Origin of the sequence: Agromyces sp. Leaf222 (assembly GCF_001421565.1) — a bacterium.
Classification (GTDB): domain Bacteria; phylum Actinomycetota; class Actinomycetes; order Actinomycetales; family Microbacteriaceae; genus Agromyces.
Map to the genome: position 1 here is coordinate 994,943 of NZ_LMKQ01000001.1, position 23,651 is coordinate 1,018,593.

Consider the following 23,651-nt stretch of genomic DNA (forward strand, 5'->3'; position numbering starts at 1 on the left):
CTCGCGAGGGGCTTCGACCTCAGACGGACGCCCGCGTGTGCACCTTCGCGCCCTGCGCGTTGAACAGGCAGAGCACCTCGAGCACGTCGGGGCCGGGGTTGCCGAAGCCGTGCGGAACGCGGGTGTCGAACTCGGCGGCCTCGCCCGCCTCGATGATGAGGTCGTCGTCGGCGAGGAGCAGCCGCATCCGCCCTGAGATCACGTAGATCCAGTCCCAGCCGGGGTGCACGAACTGGGTGATCGGCTTCTCGGGCGCCGGCGGATGCACCTGCTTGAACGCCTCCCACGCACCCGCGCCGCCCGAGAGCGGAACCGTCACGACCCCGTGTCGCAGCCGCGGCCGCGGGTGGATGCGCGGATCGCCGAGCGGCGGCGCCCCGACGAGATCGTCGAGCGGCAGGCGGTAGAGCCGCGCGAGCGGCATGAGCAGGTCGAGCTGCGCGCGCCGAGAACCCGATTCGAGCCGCGACAGCGTGCTCGTCGAGATGCCGCTGGCCTCGCTGACGGCCCGAAGCGTCATGCCCCGCGACTCGCGGATCGCCCGCAGCCGATCGCCGATGCCGGCCAACTCGTCGCGCTGCTCCATGGTGCTCCTCGTTGCCCGCGGCTCGTTGCTGATACGGCAACAAGCATTGCCGTTCGGGTGCCCCAGCGCAAGCATGGTGTGCATGGTCGAACATGCACAGGAACGAGCGGATGCCGCGGCGCACGCAGATGCCGACGGACTCACGGATGTCGTGATCGTCGGCGGTGGCCCGGCAGGTCTCAGCGCTGCGCTCTCACTCGGACGGGCGCGGCGACGCGTCACGGTGATCGACTCGGGCGAGCCGCGGAACCGCACCGCCGCCCACATGCACGGAGTGCTCGGCCACGACGGACTGTCGCCGCTCGTGCTGCTCGAGCGCGGGCGCGCCGAGGCGGCCGGATACGGCGTGCGATTCCTCCACGGCGAGGTCGAGGCTGCCCGCGTCGACGGAGAGGTCATCGAGGTCGACACGGCGAACGGCACCATCCGTACGCGTCGGCTCCTGGTCGCGACCGGCCTCGAAGACGTGCTGCCCGACATCCCCGGATTCCGCGACCAGTGGGGTCGAGGCGTCGTCGTCTGCCCCTACTGCGACGGCTGGGAGCACCGCAACGACGTCATCGGCGTCGTCGCGACCTCGCCGCGCAGCGTCGAGCAGGCGCAACTGCTGCGGCAGTGGTCGGATCGCGTCGTCTACTTCGAGAACGTCGTCGGCGCGGCATCCGGAGCCGACCTCGAGAGACTCGTGAGCCGCGGCATCCGAATCGAATCGGGCGAGGTCACCGGCCTTCGCATCGAGGGTGAGCGGATGACGGGGGTCGAGGTCGACGGGCGCGTCATCGACGTGGGCGTGGTTTTCACCGGCCCGACGCTTCGTCCGCGCGATGCCCTGCTGCGCTCGCTCGGAGCGTCGAGCACCGTGAGCGACCTCGGCGACTGGGTCGACGTCGACGCCGACGGGCGCACCTCGGTGCCGGGCGTCTGGGCGGTCGGCAACGTCGTGAACCTGCGCGCCAACGTCTCGGTGTCGCTCGGCCTCGGGTCGCTCGTGGCCGGCGCCCTCAACGCCGACCTGGTCGCCGACGATGTGGCGGCGACCCTTCTGGCGGCCTAGTGGGCGTCGTCCATTCCGGTGTCGTGAACGGATGCCCCGTGGCACCCGGCCTGCTTCCAGTCGTAGTCCTCGCCGAGCGGTTGGTCGTCGGCACCCCACATGGCCAGCTGCCATTCGGGATTCCGGGAGTCGTTGAACGCATCCAGCGCACCGACCGCTTCCATCGTGTCGCCCGACTCCCACGTGTCCCAGATCGGGAGGAACGCAGCCTGGAATCCCTTGTCGGCCATGCATACCGCATCGAGGTGGGACTGCATCACGATCGTGTCGAAGTCGAGCGCCCACTCCTCGATGAATTCGGGGGAGGGTCGGGGGATCAGGGCGAGGTCGGTGGTCTCGTCGTACACGGTGTGCCCGAGGATGGTGGTGATGCCACCGGGAGCCGGTTCGACGGGGTCCTCCGTGGCGGCCTCGTCGACGACGGTCTCCTCGGCCGCGGCGGCCGCCGGTGCCTCAGCCGCAGTCTCAGTCGCAGTCTCTGCCGGCAGGATCGCCGAGGGGGCGAGTTCCGTGGGCGTGATCACGGGCGATGACGCCTCCGCGGCGGCGTTCAGCTCGTCGTACTCGGTGATCGAGGCGACCGCCGCCGCGGTCAACGCGGAACCCGTGCCGATGATGATGACCGCCCCGACGGCGCCGATCAGGAGCGCGACGCGGTGCCGCGGCATCCGACGCTGCGTGCTCCGGTTCTCGCGCTCACGTTCTTCGTCGAGCAGGTGCTGCACGTTCATCGGGATTCCTTTCGGGTCGGCGTGGCCGAGATGAGGTGCACGGGCTTGGCCCACTGGGCGGCGCCCGCGAGGCAGGCGATCGCCACGCCGAAGCCGATGGCGTAGGCAGCAGGTTCGAGCCAGGTCACCCCGTTGATCACGAGGAGCGCGGTCGCGCTGAGGTAGTACAGCGATTCGACGCTCTGCGCGAATATCAGCACGCCCGTGACGGCGAGCAGCGCTGCGCCCCAGTGTCGCGTGCTCCGGTGCCAGAGCAGCACGGTGGCGACGAGCGCTATCGAGCCGAGTGCGATGGTGATCGCTGCGGAGTTCGGAATGAAGCTGATATCGCCGATCAGTAGCGCGCGCGTCTGCCGGGCCGCGATGAACGCGCCGACGGCGACCTGCACGATGCCGATGAGCGCGACGGCGGCGAGCAGCAGCCCGTCGACGCGCGGTGCGCTCCACGTGGCACGCTCCTCACCGGTGAGCTGCGTGCGACGCCAGCCGAGATCGGCCGGGATGCCGCGGAGCATGCGCGCGCGCATCGACCTGGCGACGGCCCGCTGGCTGATGCCGGCCTCGCTCGCCCACGCCGCCTGCTCGTGCAGGTCGGAAAGGATCTCATGCTGCCGATCGGCCGCGACGACCGGGTCCAAGCCGCCCGTGTACGTCAGCGACCAGTGCAGCGTCGCCCGAGCGGCGCGTTCCACCGCTCGGTCTCCCCGGCCGGTCATGCGAGCGCCTCTCCGGTCACGGTGCCGCGCTGCTCGGCACGGGCGGCCTGCCGGAAGGCGGCCTCGCCGACTCCGGTCACCCGGTACAGGCGGCGGCGAGGCCGACCCTCGGCCTCTGCCAGCTCGGGCGCCTCCCACTCGGATTCGAGCAGCCCCGCGGCATCCATTCGGTTCAGGGCGCGATAGAGCGTTCCGTGCGCGATCAACGCGGACCCCTGCGTCTCGGCGAGGGTGCGAGCGAGCGCGAAGCCGAAGAAGGAGCCCTCGCGCGGCTGGATCGTCAGACCCGCATCGAGGATCGCGAGCTCGATCGGGAGGAGCACTCCCGCACGTCGTCTAGGCATGCGTGTGACTATACGCACCTATGTGCCGATAACGCAAGGGTGAGCGCAGCCCGGTACTCAGCGCAGGTGGGTGAGCTTCGCCGGGTTGCCGATGCCGTGGATGACCGAGATCCGGTTGTCATCGAACTCGAGGGCGAGCACCGAGATGATCCGGCCGCGGCGGCGCGCGATGATGCCGGGCTCGGCGTTCACCTCGGCGACCTCGAACTCCAGGCCCTGGCCGCCGACGTTCGCGAGCAGCTGTCGGGCGATCCGCTCCGCGCCGTGCACGACCTCGGTCGGGGCATCCGGGAAGATGCCGCCGGAGTCGAAGTGGCCGCGGGCATCTGCGGCGAGTGCCGTGACGAGTCCATCGAAGTCGCCCTCGGACGCGGCCGCTGCGAACTGCTCCGACAGGCGTCGGGCGGCCGCAGGCTCGACGGTGTACCGGGCCTCGCCCTGCGCCGTGATTCGCCTGCGTGCGCGCGACGCGGACTGCCTCGCACTCGCCGGGCTCACGCCGAGGATCTCCGCCACGCGGCCGAAGTCGAGGTCGAAGACGTCGTGCAGCAGGAACGCCGTGCGCTCGGCGGGCGACAGTTGCTCGAGCACGACGAGCAGCGCCATCCGTACGGAGTCGTCGAGCGTGACGCGATCCTCGGGGAGGGTCCGCGCGTCGGTGACGATCGGCTCCGGGAGCCACGGTCCGACGTAGGCGCGGCGGGAGTGCTCGTGCGCACGCAGCCGATCGATCGAGAGCCGGGACGCAACCGTGATGAGCCACGCGCGCGGGTCGTCGAGTGGCTCGTCGCCGCGGGCGAGCAGCCGCACGTACGTCTCCTGCGTCACGTCCTCGGCGTCGGCGACGGAGCCGAGCACCCGGTACGCGACGTCGCGTACGACGTACCGGTGGGCGGTCCAGAGCTCGGCGAAATCGGTCATGTCAAGAGAGACGATTCACCCAGGCCGAGTGTGACGGCAAGTCCGGATGTCGTTCCGATGGTCACAATCGCGATCGCTCAGTCGTCCCCTTGGTATGAACGAGAACACGACGACCTCAGCACGCAGCAGCGCGGATGCCGCCGGCGGGCCGCCCCGCCGGCTCGTGAACGCGACCGCGCCCGTCGCCCGAGCACTGGCGGGGCGCAGGTGGATGCCGGTCTGGGGCGTCATCCGTCATCGCGGGCGCAAGAGCGGCACGGCCTACGAGACGCCGATCGCGGTGGTGCCCACGAAGGACGCCGCCATCGTGATGATCGGCCTGCCGTGGGGTGCGAAGACCAACTGGGCGCGCAACGTCATCGCGGCCGACGGCGCCTCGCTGCGCTGGAAGGGGCGCGACGTCGAGCTGGTGCAGCCGCGCATCGTCGATGCGGCCGCGGCGGAACAGCTCGCGAAGGGGCCGTTCCGGGCCGTGCTCAAGCGGTTCCCGGCGGCGATCGTGTTCGTCCGCGCCTGATCGGCGCCCTGCGAGCGGCCTCGCCGCGATCAGCGATCGCGCGAACATCCGTGACGTACCCTCAGGGAAGGACGCCGGTTCGACGGACGGCGGTTCACCCGTGGTCTACACCTGCCATGACGGATGCCGGTGAGCGAGCTCGAGCCGACACCGGCAGCCGCACAACTGGAGCCCACATGAACACGCCGACACCCGCTCTCCTCAAACTCGGGGTGTTGGTCACCTCTCGCAAGACCGACGAGCGGCGACTGCCGATCCATCCCTCCCATCTCGAGCGGATCGACGCCGACCTGCGCGCGAACATGATCCTCGAGCACGGCTACGGCGAGCGTTTCGGCTTTTCGGACGAACAGCTCGCTCCGCTGGTGGGCGCGATGGCCACCCGCGAGGCCATCATCGCCGAGGCCGACGTCATCGCCCTGCCGAAGCCGCTCGCATCTGACCTCGCCGAATTCCGCGATGGACAGGTGCTGTGGGGCTGGCCGCACTGCGTCCAGGACCGGGACATGACCCAATACGCCATCGACAAGGGCCTCACGCTCATCGCGTGGGAGGCCATGAACCATTGGAAGGCCGACGGCGGGTTCGGGCTGCACGTGTTCCACAAGAACAACGAGATCGCGGGGTACTGCTCCGTGCTGCACGCCCTGCAACTGTGCGGCTCAACGGGCGACTACGGCCGGCGGCTCAACGCGGTGGTGATCGGCTTCGGCGCGACGGCACGCGGCGCCGTCACCGTGTTGAACGCGCACGGCATCCACGACGTGCGCGTGCTGACCAACCGCGACACGGCTGCCGTCGGCTCCCCGATCCCGTCCGTCGACATCATCCAGTTCGAACACGACCCGGAGGCGCCGTTCGCGAGCACCGTGAACACGGAGGACGGCCCGGTCGCACTCGCCCCGTTCCTCGCCGCGCACGACATCGTCGTCAACTGCACCCTGCAGGATCCGAACGCACCGCTGACCTACCTGCGCACCGAGGACCTCGGGGCCTTCCGCCCCGGCAGTCTCATCGTCGACGTCTCGATCGACGAGGGCATGGGATTCGAGTGGGCGCGGCCCACCTCGTTCGCCGATCCGATGTTCACGGTCGGTGATTCGACCAACTACTACGCCGTCGACCACAGCCCTTCGTACCTGTGGAACTCGGCCACGTGGGAGATCAGCGAAGCCCTCATGCCGTTCCTCCGCACCGTGATGGAGGGCCCTGGGGCCTGGGCCGAGTCGGACACCATCAGCCGTGCGATCGAGATCGAGGGCGGTCGCGTGCGCAACGAGGCGATCCTGCAGTTCCAGGCGCGCTCGACCGAGTACCCGTATCCGGCGCTCGTGTGAGCGTCACCGGGTGATGGCGGCAACCACCGCGGTCGGGTGACAGGATCAGCGGCTGACCCGCAGGTCCTTCCACCCGAACCCGCCCGGTTCGGGCAGGCTCTGGCGGATCTGCTCGGCCGTGAACATTCGCCGGGGCAGCAGGTCGTCGGGGACGGATGCCGCGGGCGGCGCGGCATCGGTCACGCCCTCGGCGAGCATGCGCACTTGCGCCTTCGCGACGAGCGGCACCTTCATGGTCCACTCGGTCACTTGCGCGAGCGCGAACTGCGCCCACACCGGCCACGGCACCACGACCACGCGACGACCGACGACGGATGCCACGCGCCGCACGGCCTTCGACAGCAGCAGTTGCTCGGCGCCGACGACCGCGACGGTCTCACGCGGCATCCGCCCGTCGACCGCGGCGACGAGGATGTCGGTGAGGTCGTCGATCGGGATGGGCCGGATCGCCTTCTCGCGGAAGCCGACGGTCGCGAACACCGGCAGGGTCTGCACGGTGTGGCTGAGGTGGTCGATGAGGTGGTCGCCGCGACCGTAGATCATGCCGGCCTTGAGGATCGTGTGGTCGAGGCCCGAGGCGCGGACCAGCTCCTCGGCCGCCCACTTCGACTCGTGGTACGCGGACCCGCAGTCGGGGCGCGCCCGCAGAAAGCTCAGCATGATGACCTTGCGCACCCCGGCGCGCTTGGCCGCCTCGATCACGTTCGCGGTGCCCTCGATGTGCACCCGCTGGTAGGTCTGCTCGCCGATCTCGCGGTTGATGCCCGCGCAATGCGCGATGACCTCGAACCCGTCAGGAGTTCTCGATCTCCGTGCGGAGATACTTACCGCGGGCGATCATGTCTTTGATAACCTCGCGAAAACCGCCGACTGACCGATCCAGCGCGCTTTGAAGACGCCTGAAAGAGAGTTCCAGATCGTCAATGTCGAGATCGCTAGTTTTCGTGCTCCAGTGAAGCGGGCATATCGACATCGTTTCTTCACAGGCAATCAACAGAGCCCGGCCCTGAAGATAGGCAAGCTGCTCCGTCCTTGATGAGGTAGCTGCGAATATGCGTGCCCCTTCCATTGCGGTCAATGCGGCCACGACCCTCTGGATTTTCTTGTCTCCGAGGAGAACGTGCCATCGAAGCAGGATGGACGAGAACTTCAATAGGATCTTGGGGTTCGTGAACTCTTGCGCGATCAATTGCAGTCCGAACGGTGCGCCCTGGTCGCGCAGCAGGTTCTCGCAGCGCTCGAAAATTTCTCGCTTCGTCCAGACCTCGTTCAGTGGCCCAGAAGTCGTGAAGAGCGGCCACAATGCCTCTGCGGATGGCGGGAGTACGCCGCGATGCAGTTCCACACGTGCGCGCAGACCAATGAGTGCACTTTCGGCGTTTGCCTCCTCGAGCCCACCGAGTAGCTGGATCGCCTCACCGCAAAGTCCCTCGACATCCTGGTTCTCCTGGCGCGCTACCTTGTCTATCAGCGCTTGCGCGAGCGTTTGACGGGTCCTACGCGCCGTCGCACGATTCGCGATCGACGAGCCAAGCAAGGCACGCAGTTCAATGATCGCGTCGTCAGTCCGCCCTATGTACCGCATGTACGAGGCCCGTACGAGTTGGAGTTCGGCCAGGGGCCCCCGTTCACGGATCGCTTCGTCGAGCACAGCGAATACAGGTTCTTCGTTGGTCACGCCGTTCCTGAACTGGGCCAACGCTCGCTGATATTGACGTTCGATGCGGAACCGTTCAAGGTGTACCTCGGTTTGCCCGTTCCACCGCTTAGCGAGGTCGTGGAGGCGCGCACGTCGCTTCAAATACTGTGCCTTGAACGCGTCGAGCTTGGCGTCGACGGGGAGCCTCTGCCAGTTCGGATCTTCCCTGATCACGGCATTTATGAGGCTTCCCTCTCTCGCCCAAGACCGCCGGAGAATCCATACCTCGTTCTCGAACTCACGTGCTGAGCTCATTCGTCGTGCCCGAGACCATTTCCGGTACTCGCGGATCGTTCCGTCGGCCGAAGTCAGCTGTTCACGGGACATCCAAGTGGGATCAAGCGCGGCGTCGTATGCCGAGGGAGCGATACGGTCGACCGCTCGCATGTACAGTCCCCACAAAGTCGCATTCGGCGCGTCCAAAGTCGCCTCCCGCAGCATCGCTATCGCGTTCAGCCGGAGTGTGTGTGCGCGCTGCCGCTCGCTTTGCTCGGTACTCATCCTTAGACAGTCGGAAAGAGCGAGAAGGCCACGAATGACCGCCGAGAGTGGTCGGGCATCACCGAAACGGGACAGGGCGCGTGCGTCGTCATGAATGTCCGCCGCAATGGTTAGCGCCTTCTCGAGCAACTCCGCTCGCTCCGACAGGGGAAGCTCAACGCTCGCGGAGCGAACCACAGCAAGTACGCGAGCCACTATCGCTGCTCGAGTTTCGACAGTAGAAACCCGGGACGCGTCTTCAAGCAGTCGTTGGAGCTGTTCGGTGATTCGGATGGCAGGCATTCCCCGTGCAGCACCGAAGTCGAGGAGCGTCGCGCGGGCGGTGAGCGCGTCCCGCGCGGTGATCGTCTGATCGTCAAGGTCGCGGTCGAGACGACTGATGACCTCGTCGATGGCCACGACACCAGCGCGTGCGCGGAGAACATCTAGGCTCATGCGCGTGCGCGTCCAGGCTTGGACGGACATATTCGATTCAGCCGGTTTGCTGCGTTCAAGCGCTGAATGCAGTTCGGTCATACGGGCCATCGCATCGTCGTGCCTTGAAACGAAGAGCAGGCCGCGAGCCGAGTCGTGCAGCAACTCAAGGTGTGACGCCGCCGCAATCGAGTGTGCGTCACTCTCAATGTTGTCGAGGAATAGTTCCCGAGCCAAGACGGCCTCGATTTGGAAATTGACTCTGTTCTCTACCTCCGCGAATGCTTGCTTAACGAGTGCGGCACCGATCTGGTCGTCAATGCGGTAGTCCGCGCCGCCGTCGAGGAATGCCGCTCGGACTTCGCTTAGAAAACTGTCCGCGTCCGGGGATGTTCGTGCCAAGAGCAGCAAATCTGCGGTCGTGAGCGGCTCCGCTGCCATGCGGAGTGCCGTCGTGTTAGTTTGGTCAGTTAGCACAGGGCCCATCGGATCGCCGACAGTCATTCGCGCTATGCGGTCACGAATGCGACGGTGGACCTTGCGGACGGACTCCGTATCCAAGCCCGCCAAGTTGGAGCAGAGCAGGAGTTCAAGGATTTGCCTCGGGGCTGCGTCCAGAAGTAGGTCCAGAACTTCTTCAATCAACTCGTGGTCAATATGGCCGAGAATCGCCGCGTCGGCAAGCAGACGGAACCCCGCAAGTCTGACTTCCGGACGAATCTCGCCGGACGCGTCGTTCCACCCCAGCGCATGCGCGAGCGGAGCTTGGTCGTGAGGATCGGCATTGGTGCCCTGCGAGATCGACTGAACTAACCAACGGGGCCAGAGCCGCTCCCCGTCGGGTACATGCGCCGTGATTCGGTCAATGCCGGTAAGAAATTGGCGCACCGCTATGTTGGTCAGCTCTTCGGCAATCTTGAATGCATCGCCATCGAGGTCAATACGTCCGCCGGCTGAGACGATTACGCCCGGCAGCCGGTGGGGCTCATCAATTAGTTCGATTGCATCCTGTGCAACCGCGACGCCGAGACCTGTCTCCGCTGCTAGGAGGTTTGCGGCATCCGACTTACCCAATGAGCCGATCGAGATCGGTGGTCTAGTTCGGAGGCCGAGAGGAAGCTCGGGCGCGGGGGCCCAGGCCACCACGACAACAGCCGCCCATCCCAGTACCCCGGCCTGTAGAACTTCCAACAACGATTTTTGTCCGCTGGCCGTTTGGAAGAGACCCTCCCCCGCGTCGAGCGCTAGGCCGACTGGTGCAGCCCCGAGCTTGCGCCGAATACCCAATTGCACATAGGCAGCGGCTTGATCGTCTATCTCTAACGCCCGCCGATCGTCCGTATCTGTGAGAACTTCGAGGTGCTCTGCTAGCGCTCGCAGTACTGGGCTGCGCCCGAGGATGAATCCAGTGAGATTGACGTAGGCGTACCTGCTGTAAATGTTGCCCTTGAGATCGACCGACTCTGAGGACATCCACGCTGCGATGAGGGCAGTCTTTCCCGAGGACGGCGGGCCGGCCAGAACGCGAACGGATCCGAGTGAGGTCCTGCTTTGAAGGTCAGCAACCTCCGTGACACGGCCATGCAGCGTTCCGAACGGGGGCGGCGGCGGTGGGGTGATGTGCTCAATCGGATTACCACCAACGGCGGCGCGCCATTGGCCAGCAACTGTTGCAGTCTCTTCGTTGCTCTGCAACCCGTTCAGGAAAGCTGCAATGGTTGCTGACGGCACAAGGTAGCCGCCCAACGCATTGTCTTTGTCACGCGTCTTGTGAACCTGGCCAATGACTCGCCCGCTCGCCAATGAGACCACCGGAGCCCCACTGAAACCTGGAATTATCTGGCCGCTTCCAACCTTGAGTTGGTAGTCGAAGCTGGTGCCGCGGGTACCTTCGATAGTAACCATCGCGCTATCGAATGAGTCCGCTGTGGCAGCTCGTACTAGGCACCGCTCGTCGAACGCCCACTCCTCCGCAAGGAGCATCCAGTTCGAGCGTCGGACTGGCATCCGCAGTAAGACAACGTCGGTGTCGTCAACTTGGATCACTGAGTCTGCCGGAATACGAGCGCCATCGATCGTGACAATCGGACGACCGTCGACGATATGTCTACTCGTAGCAACAAGGTCGGGGCCAACAAACCACCCAGTGCCAAGCTTCAAGCCGCGAACAGGAACAACGCATCGATCAATTAATTCGATGAGTCGATCCACTACTCGGCCTTCGAAGCCCACTCGACGCTGACTTGCACGCCAAAATCTGCAGTCGGACCGCCGATCAGGCTCACAAACGCGCCAGATTCCCACCCAACTCCAACGGTGAAAGTAACGGTCGTCTTGTCCGGTACAACGTCCTCAAGTTCTTCTCGCAACTTTTCCGCGAACGGCTTGACCCCGGCTAGTAGTTGGCCAATTTTGATGCGTGCCTCTTCAAATCCCACCTCCTGCTCGGGGTCGGTGGTGCTTACTGGCATAAGCACGTGAGTGCCGTCGTCGAGGTCGATGCGAACGATATCCATACTTGCTCCTCCAGTGCGTCTGCGATTCGCCTTGCGCGGCGACAGCGATGTGGCTTTCTCGACAGCAACGCGTGCATGCGTTGGCTCCGGTCGGTGGCTGCGACACTATCGATGGAATGCGCTAGCAGTCGATGACACGCCGCATCCTGGATTCGCATGAAGTGAGGACGCAACGCGCCGGGAATACACCAGCCCCCGCCGCGTTGAACTTGAGCGTACGCCACTCAAGTTCCAGGAGGATTGGTGCCCGAAGACTTCAACCCCGAAGCCGGTGCGAGCTCGTTCGACGAGTTTCTGAGCCGGTATCTCGCGGGTGAGCAGGCTCGCCAGGCTCGGTCGATCGACCTCAGCCGGTTCCTGACCGCCCGCACGCAAGGCATCCTGCAGAAGGCAGGACGCTTCGCGCTCGAGCGCGGCCAGACCGAGCTCGACGCCCTGCACATCCTGCGCGTGATCGTCGAGGACGACAGCGTGAAGCAGGCCGTCGCCCGCATCGGCGTCGCCCCCGAGCGGCTCATCACCGCGACCGAGGCGCGCCTGCCCGCGGCATCCGATGTCGCCGATATCAACGCGGCCACGATCACCCCGAGCGCTTCCCGCGCGCTGTTCCACAGCTACCAGGTGGCGCGCTCGGCCGGCTCGACCTACATCGACCCCGAGCACCTCTTCTTCGCGCTCGTGCTGGGGCAGGACGCCCCCGCCGGCCAGGTGCTGGCGCGCGCCGGCGTCACCGCCGAGGCGCTCACGCAGGGCATGCGCGAGACCGTCGAGGCCGGGTTCGACGGTGACGACGCCGAGCAGTACGGTGCGAACGGCGCCGGCTCCGAGGCATCCGCGACCCCGATGCTCGACAAGTTCGGCACCGACCTCACCGCCCTCGCCGAGAACGGCGAGCTCGACCCCGTGATCGGACGCGTGGACGAGATCGAGCAGACCATCGAGATCCTCAGCCGCCGCACGAAGAACAACCCCGTGCTGATCGGCGAGGCCGGCGTCGGCAAGACGGCGATCGTCGAGGGCCTGGCGCGCGCGATCGTCGAGGAGTCGGTGCCCGAGGCCCTGCTCGAGAAGCGCGTCATCTCGCTCGACCTGCCCGGCATGCTCGCCGGCACCCGCTACCGCGGCGACTTCGAGGAGCGCCTCACCAAGACCATGGAGGAGATCGCCGCGCACAAGGGCGAGCTCATCATCTTCATCGATGAGATCCACACGGTCGTCGGTGCGGGCGGCTCCGGCGACGGCGGCACCGACGCCGGCAACATCCTGAAGCCCCGCCTCGCGCGCGGCGACCTGCACCTCGTGGGCGCGACCACGCTCAAGGAGTACCGCACCATCGAGAAGGACCCCGCCCTCGAGCGCCGGTTCCAGCCGGTTCGCGTCGGCGAGCCCTCGATCGAGGACGCGGTGCTCATATTGCGGGGCCTGCGCTCGGCATACGAGGAGCACCACGGCGTCGAGTACACGGATGCCGCGCTGCGGGCCTCCGTCGAGCTCTCGGCCAGGTACCTCACCGACCGCGTGCTGCCCGACAAGGCCATCGACCTCATCGACCAGGCCGGGGCGCGCCTGCGCCTCAAGCTCGGCATGAAGACGGATGTCTCCGCGCTCATCGCGCGGCTCGCCGACCTCGAGGCCGACAAGAACGCCGCCGTGAGCGCCGAGCACTACGAGGAGGCCTCGCGCATCCGCGACGAGATCTCGAAGGTGCAGGAGCGACTCGATCGGGCGACGTCCGCCGGTCGAGTAGCGACGCAGGAGCGTATCGAGACCAGCGCCAGCGAGGGTTTCGATACGCGTGCTCCTTCGTCGCTCGCTACTCAACCGGCGACGACCATCGACGAGCCCGAGATCGCCGCGGTGATCTCGCGGGCCACCGGCATTCCGGTGAACCGCCTCACCGAGACCGAGCGCGAGCGCCTCGGCGACCTCGAGGGCGAGCTGCACGCGCGCGTCATCGGCCAGGACGACGCGGTCACCGCGGTCGCGAAGGCCGTGCGCCGCAGCCGCACCGGCATGGGCGACGCGCGTCGACCGGTCGGGTCGTTCCTGTTCCTCGGCCCGACGGGCGTCGGCAAGACGGAGCTGGCGCGTGCGCTGGCAGACCGCCTGTTCGACGATGAGGGTGCGATCATCCGCTTCGACATGAGCGAGTTCGGCGAGCGGCACACGGTGTCGCGCCTCGTCGGCGCCCCTCCCGGATACGTCGGCTACGACGAGGCCGGGCAGCTCACCGAGCGCGTGCGGCGCAACCCGTACTCGATCGTGCTCTTCGACGAGATCGAGAAGGCGCACCCCGACGTGTTCAACCTGCTGCTGCAGGTGCTCGACGACGGACGCCTGACCGACGGCCAGGGCCGCACGGTCGACTTCCGCAACACGGTGATCGTGATGACCTCGAACCTCGGTTCGGAGTTCCTCGCGTCGCGCTCGGGTGCGCTCGGGTTCGTCGCGTCGACGGATGGCTCGGGCTTCAGCTCCGCCGCTGACGTGCGCAACCGCGTCATGGGCAAGGTGCGCGAGGCCATGCGCCCCGAGTTCCTGAACCGCATCGACGAGATCGTGCTGTTCCAGAAGCTCGGCGCTGACGAGCTGTCGCAGATCGTGCGCCTCATGCTCGGTGCCACCTCCGCTCGCCTCGCGGCCCGCGAGGTCGAGTTCGAGGTGACGGATGCCGCGGTCGCACTGCTTGCAGAACGCGGCTACGAGCCCGAGTACGGCGCCCGACCCCTGCGTCGCGTGATCCAGCGCGAGGTCGACGACCGCATCGCGGACCTCTTCGTCTCGGGCGCGCTCGGCGACGGCGAGGGCGTGCGGGTGGATGCCGCAGACGGCGAGTTCGTGATCGTGCCTGTGCCCCGGGCGACGGTGACGGTGCCGCTGGCGGCCTAGCCGCCCCGTCGGTCGAGTAGCGCAGCGTATCGAGGCCATCCCCCCGGGTCTCGATACGCTTCGCTACTCGACCGGCGGAGTGTCCGCACGGGCGGGATTCCTGCGTTTCCGCGACGGGCGGCGCCCGGGCCTGGCCAGGATGAGCCCAGCGGGCGGGCCCGCGTTCAGCTCGCCGTCACGAGAGGATGTCGGCGTGGCGGTGCACGATCTTCCAGCCGTCGGCCTCGTGACGGTACACCTGGGTCGACCGCAGGGTGAAGCTGCGCGGCACCCCATCGACCGAGGTCTCGATGCGCTCGTAGCCGGTGGTGTACGCGAAGTCGTCGGTCACGTCGTACGAGAGCAGGTCGAACTCGTACGCGAGGCACGACGAGAACGTCGAGGCGAGCACCTCGAACTCCTCGACCAGCTGCGTGCGCCCGACCGCGGTACGCCACGCCCCGAGTGCGCTGACCGGCTCCTGCGTCGACCAGATGGCCCGGCGCGGACCGTCGTCGCCGTCGAGCATTGCGCGTTCGGCGGCCACGACATCGATGTTCACCCAGGCCAGGAACTCATAGGGATCAGTCATGGTCTCAGGATGGCGGGACTCGCGGTCGGGCACAATCATCCGCGCGGGGCGGCGTGGCCTTCTCGAAGGATCCACCGTCCGCCGGCATCCGCCGCTCGGCGTACCGCCGCGGCACCGCATCGAGACCCGGCGCCGCGACGACGTTCCGGGTCACCACTGAGGCGGGCGCGCTGCTGACGGCGAAGGCTGGCCCGATGAGCGGAACTCGTTCCGACGCCCGCGACGACCCCGGCGAGAGCGCCGAGGCCGCCACCGACCGGCCGACGTTCGACCTGCGAGCGCGGGTCGTCGAGACGGTCGTGCTCGTGGCATCCGTCATCGTGCTTCGCCTGTTGGGCCTGCTGCTGATGGTGGCGTCGTCGTACGGGCTCGGCTCGTTCGACGCGTTCATGCCACTCGTCGCCATGGTGTTCGACCCGAACGTGCTCGTGTGGATCGCGCTCGCCGCGGCCGTGCAGTTCGGGTTGCGGGCGATGGGCCGCCCGGGGCGATGGGCGCTGGTCGTGCTCGCCGCGCCCGTCGCGGTCGTGGTCGTGAACGCCGTGCGGGGGATTCCGAGTCTCGGGACCGCCGGCCTCGGCGCGCTGTTCGGCAACCCCGTCGCCTGGATTGACGCCGGGATCCTCACCCTCGTGGTGGCGCTCGGCATCGCGTTCACCGCGGCCGCCCTCGGCGGGGAACGGCGCACGTCTTCGCGGATCGCGGGTGTGCTGCTCGCCCTCGGCGGACTGCTCACGCTGCTGCTCGTCTGGCAGTGGATCGCGGCCAACCTCGCCATCTGGGGCAGCCGACCGACGCCGACGCCCGATCAGGAGAACCTCTACGTCGTCACGGCCGCGGTCACGCTCGGCGCGTTGGTCGGCGCCATCGTGTTCGCCGCGGTCAGTCGTCGCCGAGGGCTCATCATCGCCTCGTGCATCGTCGGATGTCTCGGCCTGATCATCACCTTCACCGTGCCGGTGCCGACCGACCGGTTCGCCCCCGAGCCGCCGCCCGCTCCGACCGAGCCGTCCGCGCCCAGTGACCCCGGCGGCGGCAACTCCTGCATGAGCCCGGGCGACCCGAACTGCGTGGGCGGCTGACGACCAGCCTCGGCCGCCGGAAACTCGGCCGGGCGTACTGTGGGCCCGGGGGAGGACGCATGGTCGGCACGGCTGGCGGCAGCGGGGTTCGCGACGGCGTGCGCGTTCACCGCATGACCGAGCGCATCCACTTCGCGCACACCGAGCACGTGAACTGGGTGATCTACGCGGGCGCCGACGGCGTCACGCTCGTCGACTCCGGTTATGCGGGCCAGCGGGTGCTGCTCGAGGCATCCCTCGACGCGATCGGCGTCGGGCCGGCGGATGTCGCGGCGGTGCTCATCACCCATGGCCACGCCGATCACCTCGGCGGGGCCGCGTGGCTCGCAGAGGAGTTCGGCACGCCCGTGCACGCCCACCCGCTCGAGCTCGCGAACGTGCGCCGCGACATCTTGGAGCAGGCGAGCACCGCGCGGGTGCTGCGCAACGCGTGGCGGCCGGGCGTCGCGGCGTGGGCGAGCGCGATCGTGCCGCTCCTCGACGGCCGCGCCGGCCTCGGAGTGCCGAGCGTGACGGCGCCGCCGATGCGCGGCGAGCTCGTCGACGTGCCGGGGCATCCGCGCATGCGACTCATCGACGGGCACACCAGCGGGCACGCGGTGTTCGAGTTCGACGACGAGGGCGTGCTCGCCGTCGGCGACGCGCTCGTCACCCGGCACCGCACCTCGCCGCTGCAGGGGCCGCAACTGCTGGCGTCGATGTTCCATCGCGACGCCGAGCGGGCGAGGGCGACCGTCGGTGCCATCGGCTGGTCGACCGCCAGGGTCGTGCTGCCCGGACACGGCGAGGCGTGGATCGGGCCGGCGAGCGCGGCCGCCGAAGCGGCGCTCGACGCGGGCGCAGCGTTCTGAGCGGCTGAGGCGCTCAAGGACTCGAGCATCACGCGAGTGGTCATCACGAGCCTGTAGTCCTGCACGAGGGCGCAGGCTCGCACGAGCGAACGCGAACGCCCGGCTTCCTTGTGGAGGCCGGGCGTTCGGTGGCGTTCGAAGCGGGTCGCTACGAACAGGTCGTGCCCGGGTAGTCGATCTCGAGGTCGCGCGTCACCTGCTCGCCGTCGATCTCCGCCGTCAGATGCACGCCGACGACTCCGGAGCCAACCGTCGCGAGTCGGGTGGTGATCGCTCGTGACGAGGCCTTGTCCATAGGGATCGTGCCGAAGGTCGCCGTGCCGAAGTCGCTCGTGAGTTGCGCCTCCACCTGCACCTCGTCGTCATTGCGAACCGTGACGGCCAGCACGGCCTTGCGCGCGACGCACCGCCACGCCGTCGAGACCGAGACGTCGATCGTCGCTGCGGCCGCGACGGTGGTCGGCTCGCCGAGCGTTCGCGGGGCGATGACGATGCGGTCGACGTTCGGCGCCCAACCCGTGGTGTTGCCGAAGCGCAGCGGCCGGTCGCCGGTCGCGAGCGTCACCGGGATCGTGCGCTGCCAGAAGCTGTTCCACGAGTACGTGTACCGGAAGTACGCGTCGCCGACGTGCTCGCCTCCCTCGCTCACGTCGAGGCGACGATCCACCACCTGCGGGTTGTACGCGTGATCGCCGGATGTCTCGGCGTTCGCATAGTGCACGGTCAGGTCGTACGCGCCGGCCGTGTCGAAGCCTGCGGCACGGTCGATCACGATCGCACCGGTGCCGGTGCCGGTGCCGTTGCCGACGTTGCCCGCGAAGGCGCGGCCCGAGGCGTTCGTGCCGGTGGTGTCGGCGAGCGTCGCGGCCGCTGCGCCGCCGACCAGCTGGGCGCTCTCGGCCTCGATCGAGACGGCTGCCGCGTCGGCCTCCCGCGCCCGCACCGTCGTGAGGTTCGAGACCGCGGCACCCAACGGTGAGCGCAGCTCGAGCTCGTTGATGCCCTCGACCAGGTGCACCCGGGTCGTCGAGCGCCACGAGCCGACCCCGTCGGCGGCGATCGCCGGCGTGGACTGCCCGTTGACGTCGATCGTCAGCTCAGCGGCATCCGTCGTCGCCCAGTCGACCACGAGGTCGTAGTACCCCGTCTCGAAGGCGCTCGCGTAGACATCGGCTCGCCCTTCACCGACGAGGCTCGCCGCACCGGGGTGGGCGCCGCTCCATTCGAGCGCGGCATCGCCCGCCAGGCGGAAGCCCGACGCCGGATACGAGGTGGGCTCGCCCTCGCCGACCGAGGTGAGCGACACCTTGTCGAGCGTGATGTCGGAGTTCGGCAGCCGTGTGGTGCCGTCGGCGCTCGCGCGGATCGACAGCGTGTGCGTTCCGGCCGTCAGGTCGACCAGCAGCTCGGCGCTGCCGCGGTACTGCCAGCGGCTCGTCGCGTTCAGAGCGAGGTCGGCGGTGTATTGGATCGTGCCGGATGCCGCGCCGTCGACGAAGAGGGCATGGCGACCGGGCACGCCCGGCGCACCGCCGATGACCTGCAGCCGGTAGGTGCCGTCGTGCGGCACCTCCACGGTCCAGTCGGCCTTCGAGGTCGCACGGTTGAACGAGCCGACGTCGCGGCCGCCCGACGCGAGGAACTTCCAGCCGCCGCCGGCCTTCGGGTCCTGCGCGTAGGCCTGCGCGGCGGTGAGCTGCATCGCCTCGGCCTCGATCGACGCGGTCCACGGCTGCGCGGCCTGGGCCGCGGCGACATCCCGATGCTGCGACGGCGTGATGACGAGCTGGTAACCGGCATAGCGGTCGTAGGTCGGCACGACGAGGTCGAGCGTGCCGCCGTCGAGCGCTGCGCCGTCGATCGCGGTGATGACCCGCGGGGTGTCGGCCAGGCCCTCGGCGCCGGTGAGCGCGGCCTCGCGCACCTCGATGTCGACGGCGTCGCCGAACACCGCAGGGTCGAGCCCGCTGAGGTCCAGCGACACGTCGCGGTCGGTGCCGCCCCAGAGCACGGTCGCCCGACGGTTCTCGTCGTCGACGGCGGCGATGCCCTGCAGGGTGTCGACCCCGTTCGGCGTCGGCGGCGTGACCTGCGCGGTCTCGCTGCCGTTCAGGTCGCCGTACCACTTGAACATCCACCAGCCCGCGTTCGCGCCGTTCGGCCTGGCACTGTTGTCGGAGAAGTTGCCGGCGTAGTTCCAGTAGGCCGTCTGCGCGTCGACCTTGGTGTCCTCGAACATCGTGAACCACTGGATGAGCTGCCCCGGAACGCCCATGTCGCGCAGCATGCCGTACTCGGTGATGTTCACGTGGATCGGGTCGATGCCGAGCGACTCCTCGAGCGCGCGGTAGTCGGCGAAGTTCTGCCGGTAGTGCGCGAGGTTGTCGATGCCGAGCTCGTGCCAGATGAACACGTCGGGCAGCGAGCCGTTCGCCTTGGCGAATTCGAGGATGTCGCGGCTGCGCTCGGGCTGCCAGCGGGTGTCGCCCGGGCCGCCGATGCGCGCGTGGCCGAGGCCGTGGCGCGCCCACACCTCTTGCACCTTGTCGTAGGTCGCCTGCCAGTCGTCGAGGAACTGCGCCTTCTGCGTCGACCAGTTCGGATACCAGTTGCCGCCGTCGGGCTCGTTGAAGGTGATGAAGACGTAGTCGTCGGGCCTGGCCGAGTCGGTCGCCACGGCCTCGGCGACGAACTCGACGACCTCGAGGTAGTCCCAGACGCCGTTCGGCGTGTTCGTGTACGTGCCGTCGGCCTGGTTGTACGTGCGGGCGTCGCCGGGGCGGCGGCCGCCGTTGTACGACCAGTCGGGGTAGTAGTCCTGCACGTAGATGTACATGTCCTCGCCGTGCTTGGTGAAGAAGCCGTCTTCGACCTTGATCGCGTCGCCCGACGGATGCTGCGTTCCGTACGGCGCCTTCTGCGAGGTGTTCGTGATCGCGGCGCCGTTGATGAGCGCCTGCGTCGGCGCGCCCTCGTCGCCGAAGCCGTAGAGCGTGCCGGTCGCGCCGCCGCGGAAGTCGCCGGTGCGAGCGGAGAAGTCCACGGCCAGCACGTCGGCGTCGTCTGCGAGTGCGGGCTGGGCGACCACCCCCGTCACCGCGAGTGCTGCGACCGCTCCGGCGGCCGCCATCGTCCTCAATCTCATCGTCGTCGATTCCCCTCTTCGTCGAGTGTCGAGTGCGGATCGGTGCCGGCTCACGCCACGGCCCACCGCACGGGGCCCGACGCTACCGACTTCTGATAGCGATTTCAAGCAAAACTTGATAGCGGTTTCAGGATCGTCTATGGTCATCCCTGAAACCGTTATCAAGGTGGCCGACGATCGGCCGCATCATCCCCGAAGACGAGGAGCGTCGTGACCGAACAGCTGAGCTGGGGGAGCCTCGCTCTCGCGTTCCGCCTCGAGTGGAGCGCCGATGCTCCGGTGCGCATCACCGAGATCACGAGCGACGGTCGCCCCCACCCGGTCTACGCCGTGCCGCTGGTCGAGATCCTCACCGTCGGGCAGGGCCGGCTCCCGGCATCCGATCGGCTCGCGCACACCGAGCTCGGCTCGCAGCTGCGCCACGTCGGCCACGAGGCGACCGCCGACCGACTCACGAACCGACTCACGATCCGCCAGGCCGGGCCCGGCGTCGAGGCCGTCTCGGTGTTCGAGCAGTTCGCGGCCGCGCCCGACGCGGTGCGTGCGACGGTGACGGTGACGGCCGTCGGCGCCGAGCCGGTCGTGCTGCGCTCGGTCGCCTCGTGGTCGGCCGGGTTCACGGCCCGCGACGGCTCCAGCCTCGAGAAGCTCGACGGCTGGCACCGCATCTCGGGCACGAGCGACTGGCTCGGCGAGGGCCGCTGGACCCGCGAGGCGCTTCGGGGCCCCGACTTCCCGCTGCTCGCCGAGGGCCTCACCGGGCACAACCCGCGCGGCGCGTGGGCGGTCACCTCCGACGGCACGTGGTCGACGGGCCGCGACCTGCCGGTGGGCGGTGCCGAATCGCGCGACGAGCGCCTCGCACTGCTCTGGCAGATCGAGCACAACGGCGCCTGGCGGTGGGAGATCGGCGAGGACACCGATGGCGGCTACTTCAGCCTCTCGGGCCCGACCGACACCGACTCCTCGTGGACCAAGGTGCTCGCACCCGGCGACACCTTCACCACCGTGCCGGTCGCGATCGCCGTCGGCGCCGACTTCGAGCAGGCGGTCGCCGCGCTCACCGACTACCGCCGCGCCGCGCGCCGCAGCCACCCCGACAACACCGCCATGCCGGTCGTGTTCAACGACTACATGAACACGCTCGACGGCGATCCGACCACCGAGAAGCTGCTGCCGCTGGTGGCCGCGGCCGCCGAGGTCGGCGCCGAGATCTTCTGCATCGACGCCGGATGGTACGACGACAGCGGGCACTGGTGGGACACCGTCGGCGAGTGGCTGCCGTCGACCACGAGGTTCCCCGGCGGGCTCGGCGAGGTCATCGACGCGATCCGCGATGCGGGCATGACACCCGGCCTCTGGCTCGAGCCCGAGGTCATCGGCGTGCGCAGCCCGATCGCCGACGAACTTCCCCGAGAGGCGTTCCTGCTCCGACACGGTCAGCGCATCGTGGAGCACCACCGCTACCACCTCGACCTGCGGCATCCGGCGGCCATCGCCCACCTCGACGGCGTCGTCGATCGCCTCGTGCGGGACTTCGGCGTCGGCTTCTTCAAGTTCGACTACAACATCAACCCGGGCGCCGGCACCGACCACGACGCCGACAGCGTCGGCGACGGGCTGCTCGAGCACAACCGGGCGCACCTCGCCTGGCTCGACCGCATGCTCGACCGGCATCCCGAACTCGTCATCGAGAGCTGCTCGTCGGGTGCCATGCGCATGGACTTCGCCATGCTGTCGCGCCTCGCGATGCAGTCGACCTCCGACCAGCAGGACTTCACGAAGTTCCCGCCGATCGCCGCGGCCGCGCCCATGTCGCTGCTGCCGGAGCAGGCGGCGAGCTGGGCGTACCCGCAACCCGGCATGTCCGACGAGGAGGTCGCGTTCTGCCTCGTCACGGGCCTGCTCGGACGCTTCTACGTGTCGGGCTACCTCAACCGCATGGACGACCGCGGGCGCGGACTCGTCGCCGAGGCGGTCGCCGCGGCGAAGGCGCTGCGCCCCGAGCTGCTCGCCGGCCACCCGTACTGGCCCTCCGGCATGCCGGGGTGGAACGACGCCTGGGTGAGCCTCGGGCTCCGCGGCGCCGGCGCCGACCTCGTCTCGATCTGGCGCCGTGACGGCTCGACGTCGACCGACCTGTCGTTCCCGCACCTCGCGGGCGAAGACGTGACCGTCGAGGCCGTCTTCCCGACCGACCTCCCCGCCTGGCAGACCGCATGGGATGCCGCGACGGGAACCCTGACCGTGCGCGCGAACGACGGGGAACTCGCCGCGCGCACCCTTCGCCTCACCACCGACACCCCGAGTCGGGCACAGAGGACTGCATCACAGCCGGTCACCGGACCCACCGGGCGCATCGGATAATCACACAGTAAGGAGCGATTCAATGAAGAACAGGTTCCGCGGCGCGGCCGTCATCGCCGCCGTCGCAGCACTCACCCTCGCCGGTTGTTCCGACCCCGGCGCCGGAGGCGGCGACGCCGCCCCCGCCGACTGGCCGGCGCAGGACGCCGACCTCTCGGGCACGACCCTCACGATCTGGGCCGCCCAGAACTCGAACACCGTTCCCGAGAGCGTGGTCGAGGGCTTCGAGGAGCTCACGGGCGCCGAGGTCGACGTCGTCACGATCCCCGACCCGTACGAGCAGAGCGTGCAGACGAAGGTCGCGACCGGCGACACGCCCGACCTCGCGTTCTGGCAGCCGACCGCGTCGATGCTGACCGCGCTGAACGCGTCGACCAACCTGCAGCCGCTCGACGACGCGCCCTGGCTCGACTCGTACAAGCCCGAGCTGCGCGACATCACCGGCATCCTCGACGACACCCGCTACGCCGCCCTCATCACGACCCCCGCGGTCGAGGGCGTGTACTACAACAAGGAGGTGTTCGCGGCGAACGGCATCACTGACGTCCCCGCGAACTGGGACGAGTTCGTGCAGGCCGGCCGCGACCTCAAGGCGAAGGGCGTCACCCCGTTCTTCGACTTCGGCGGCGGTACGCCGTGGGCGACCCAGTGGTGGGTGCAGGTGCAGCTCGCCGATGCCGCGAAGGACGGCCTGTGGGAGCGCGTGAACGCGAACGAGGAGACGTTCACCGACCCGACCATCCAGGGAGCGATCGACACCTACGACGACCTCATCGCCGAGGGCCTCTTCAACGAGAACCTCAAGACGGCGACCTTCGAAGACCAGGGTCCCGCGCTGCTCTCCGGCGACGCGGCCATGGCCGTGCAGGTGAACTCGTTCTTCGGCCAGCTGCAGTCGCTCGCCGACACCGCGGAGCTCGACGAGAAGATCGGCTTCTTCCCGATCTCCCCGAGCGGCAACGTGGGCACGTTCATCCCCGACCAGTCCAACGCCCTCGTCGCCTTCAAGACCGGTGACGCGAAGCGCGAGGCCGGCGCCCGCCAGCTGCTCTCGTACTGGCTCGGCGACGGCTACGCCGACTTCGTCGAGGCACAGTCCACGGTGTCGCTGCAGACGGATGTCGACTCCTCGGCCGAGGTGCCGCAGGCGCTCCTGGCCGTCAGCGACTCGCTCGCCGACTCGGTCGGCTCGATGCAGGCGCTCGCGATCGCGAACCCCGACCTGTACCTCAACCTGGGCGACCTGATCCAGGGCACGATGACCACCGCAGAGGTCGGCGAGGCGACGCAGAAGCAGTTCGCCGAGCTCGCCAAGGCGATCGGCGCATCGGGCTTCTGATCCGCAGCGAGGGGTGCCGATGCCGGCATCGGCACCCCACCGCTCCGTTCACCTCCCTCGAAAGGCAACAC

The 23,651-nt window shown here is 68.3% G+C and carries 18 protein-coding genes; 8 read left to right on the forward strand and 10 right to left on the reverse strand.

Going from position 1 to position 23,651, the window contains the following annotated elements:
• Nucleotides 1-19: 19 nt before the first annotated feature.
• Nucleotides 20-586: a helix-turn-helix domain-containing protein gene (locus tag ASE68_RS04330; RefSeq protein WP_055855490.1), complete on the reverse strand. Its 567-nt coding sequence runs from the start codon at nucleotides 584-586 to the stop codon at nucleotides 20-22.
• A gap of 82 nt (nucleotides 587-668) precedes the next feature.
• On the opposite strand from ASE68_RS04330, the gene ASE68_RS04335 reads away from it, so the two are divergent.
• Nucleotides 669-1,640, forward strand: coding sequence for an NAD(P)/FAD-dependent oxidoreductase (locus ASE68_RS04335; RefSeq protein WP_055855492.1), 972 nt, complete (start codon nucleotides 669-671; stop codon nucleotides 1,638-1,640).
• Here the strand turns inward: ASE68_RS04335 and ASE68_RS04340 are convergent.
• The 4 genes from ASE68_RS04340 to sigJ are packed head-to-tail and all read right to left on the reverse strand — an operon-like array spanning nucleotide 1,637 to nucleotide 4,352.
• Nucleotides 1,637-2,371 (reverse strand): hypothetical protein, encoded by a 735-nt coding sequence (locus ASE68_RS04340; RefSeq protein ID WP_055855495.1) that lies wholly within the window; start codon nucleotides 2,369-2,371, stop codon nucleotides 1,637-1,639. The genes ASE68_RS04335 and ASE68_RS04340 overlap by 4 nt on opposite strands.
• Nucleotides 2,368-3,087, reverse strand: a complete 720-nt coding sequence (locus tag ASE68_RS04345; protein ID WP_157421540.1) for a hypothetical protein — start codon at nucleotides 3,085-3,087, stop codon at nucleotides 2,368-2,370. Before ASE68_RS04345 ends, ASE68_RS04340 begins: the two co-directional genes overlap by 4 nt.
• On the reverse strand, nucleotides 3,084-3,431 hold the full coding sequence (locus ASE68_RS04350) for a PadR family transcriptional regulator (protein ID WP_082461986.1): 348 nt from the start codon (nucleotides 3,429-3,431) through the stop codon (nucleotides 3,084-3,086). The genes ASE68_RS04345 and ASE68_RS04350 overlap by 4 nt, the downstream gene beginning before the upstream one ends.
• A 57-nt stretch (nucleotides 3,432-3,488) precedes the next feature.
• The gene (sigJ, locus tag ASE68_RS04355) at nucleotides 3,489-4,352 is read right to left on the reverse strand and encodes an RNA polymerase sigma factor SigJ (protein ID WP_055855500.1); all 864 of its coding nucleotides are present in this window, start codon (nucleotides 4,350-4,352) and stop codon (nucleotides 3,489-3,491) included.
• Between the two features lie 94 nt (nucleotides 4,353-4,446).
• On the opposite strand from sigJ, the gene ASE68_RS04360 reads away from it, so the two are divergent.
• Both ASE68_RS04360 and ASE68_RS04365 read left to right on the forward strand, forming a co-directional pair.
• Nucleotides 4,447-4,869, forward strand: coding sequence for a nitroreductase family deazaflavin-dependent oxidoreductase (locus ASE68_RS04360; protein ID WP_082461987.1), 423 nt, complete (start codon nucleotides 4,447-4,449; stop codon nucleotides 4,867-4,869).
• Between the two features lie 176 nt (nucleotides 4,870-5,045).
• Nucleotides 5,046-6,206, forward strand: a complete 1,161-nt coding sequence (locus tag ASE68_RS04365; RefSeq protein WP_055855502.1) for a N(5)-(carboxyethyl)ornithine synthase — start codon at nucleotides 5,046-5,048, stop codon at nucleotides 6,204-6,206.
• A 45-nt stretch (nucleotides 6,207-6,251) separates the two neighbouring features.
• On the opposite strand, the gene ASE68_RS04370 is transcribed toward ASE68_RS04365, so the two are convergent.
• The 3 genes from ASE68_RS04370 to ASE68_RS04380 are packed head-to-tail and all read right to left on the reverse strand — an operon-like array spanning nucleotide 6,252 to nucleotide 11,336.
• On the reverse strand, nucleotides 6,252-7,028 hold the full coding sequence (locus tag ASE68_RS04370; RefSeq protein WP_082461988.1) for an NAD(P)H-binding protein: 777 nt from the start codon (nucleotides 7,026-7,028) through the stop codon (nucleotides 6,252-6,254).
• Nucleotides 7,000-11,124: a trypsin-like peptidase domain-containing protein gene (locus ASE68_RS04375; protein WP_369800059.1), complete on the reverse strand. Its 4,125-nt coding sequence runs from the start codon at nucleotides 11,122-11,124 to the stop codon at nucleotides 7,000-7,002. The genes ASE68_RS04370 and ASE68_RS04375 overlap by 29 nt, the downstream gene beginning before the upstream one ends.
• Nucleotides 11,031-11,336 carry a CU044_2847 family protein gene (locus tag ASE68_RS04380; RefSeq protein WP_055855509.1) on the reverse strand — a complete coding sequence of 102 codons (306 nt, stop codon included), beginning with the start codon at nucleotides 11,334-11,336 and terminating at the stop codon, nucleotides 11,031-11,033. Before ASE68_RS04380 ends, ASE68_RS04375 begins: the two co-directional genes overlap by 94 nt.
• A gap of 243 nt (nucleotides 11,337-11,579) precedes the next feature.
• Between ASE68_RS04380 and ASE68_RS04385 the strand changes: the two genes are divergently transcribed.
• Nucleotides 11,580-14,225, forward strand: coding sequence for an ATP-dependent Clp protease ATP-binding subunit (locus tag ASE68_RS04385; protein WP_055860669.1), 2,646 nt, complete (start codon nucleotides 11,580-11,582; stop codon nucleotides 14,223-14,225).
• Between the two features lie 175 nt (nucleotides 14,226-14,400).
• Here ASE68_RS04385 and ASE68_RS04390 read toward each other — a convergent pair whose 3' ends face one another.
• Nucleotides 14,401-14,796 carry a DUF4440 domain-containing protein gene (locus ASE68_RS04390; RefSeq protein WP_055860672.1) on the reverse strand — a complete coding sequence of 132 codons (396 nt, stop codon included), beginning with the start codon at nucleotides 14,794-14,796 and terminating at the stop codon, nucleotides 14,401-14,403.
• 194 nt (nucleotides 14,797-14,990) lie between these two features.
• On the opposite strand from ASE68_RS04390, the gene ASE68_RS04395 reads away from it, so the two are divergent.
• Together ASE68_RS04395 and ASE68_RS04400 are read left to right on the forward strand one after the other, a co-directional pair.
• Nucleotides 14,991-15,878, forward strand: a complete 888-nt coding sequence (locus ASE68_RS04395) for a hypothetical protein (RefSeq protein WP_157421542.1) — start codon at nucleotides 14,991-14,993, stop codon at nucleotides 15,876-15,878.
• Between the two features lie 59 nt (nucleotides 15,879-15,937).
• Nucleotides 15,938-16,729, forward strand: coding sequence for an MBL fold metallo-hydrolase (locus ASE68_RS04400; RefSeq protein WP_055855513.1), 792 nt, complete (start codon nucleotides 15,938-15,940; stop codon nucleotides 16,727-16,729).
• Nucleotides 16,730-16,877: 148 nt separating this feature from the next.
• Here the strand turns inward: ASE68_RS04400 and ASE68_RS04405 are convergent, their stop codons facing one another.
• Nucleotides 16,878-19,859, reverse strand: a complete 2,982-nt coding sequence (locus ASE68_RS04405; RefSeq protein WP_200921666.1) for a hypothetical protein — start codon at nucleotides 19,857-19,859, stop codon at nucleotides 16,878-16,880.
• A 225-nt stretch (nucleotides 19,860-20,084) separates the two neighbouring features.
• On the opposite strand from ASE68_RS04405, the gene ASE68_RS04410 reads away from it, so the two are divergent.
• Nucleotides 20,085-22,241 (forward strand): glycoside hydrolase family 36 protein, encoded by a 2,157-nt coding sequence (locus tag ASE68_RS04410; RefSeq protein WP_082461989.1) that lies wholly within the window; start codon nucleotides 20,085-20,087, stop codon nucleotides 22,239-22,241.
• A 22-nt stretch (nucleotides 22,242-22,263) separates the two neighbouring features.
• Nucleotides 22,264-23,580 carry an ABC transporter substrate-binding protein gene (locus ASE68_RS04415; protein WP_055855515.1) on the forward strand — a complete coding sequence of 439 codons (1,317 nt, stop codon included), beginning with the start codon at nucleotides 22,264-22,266 and terminating at the stop codon, nucleotides 23,578-23,580.
• The last annotated feature ends 71 nt before the right edge of the window (nucleotides 23,581-23,651 follow it).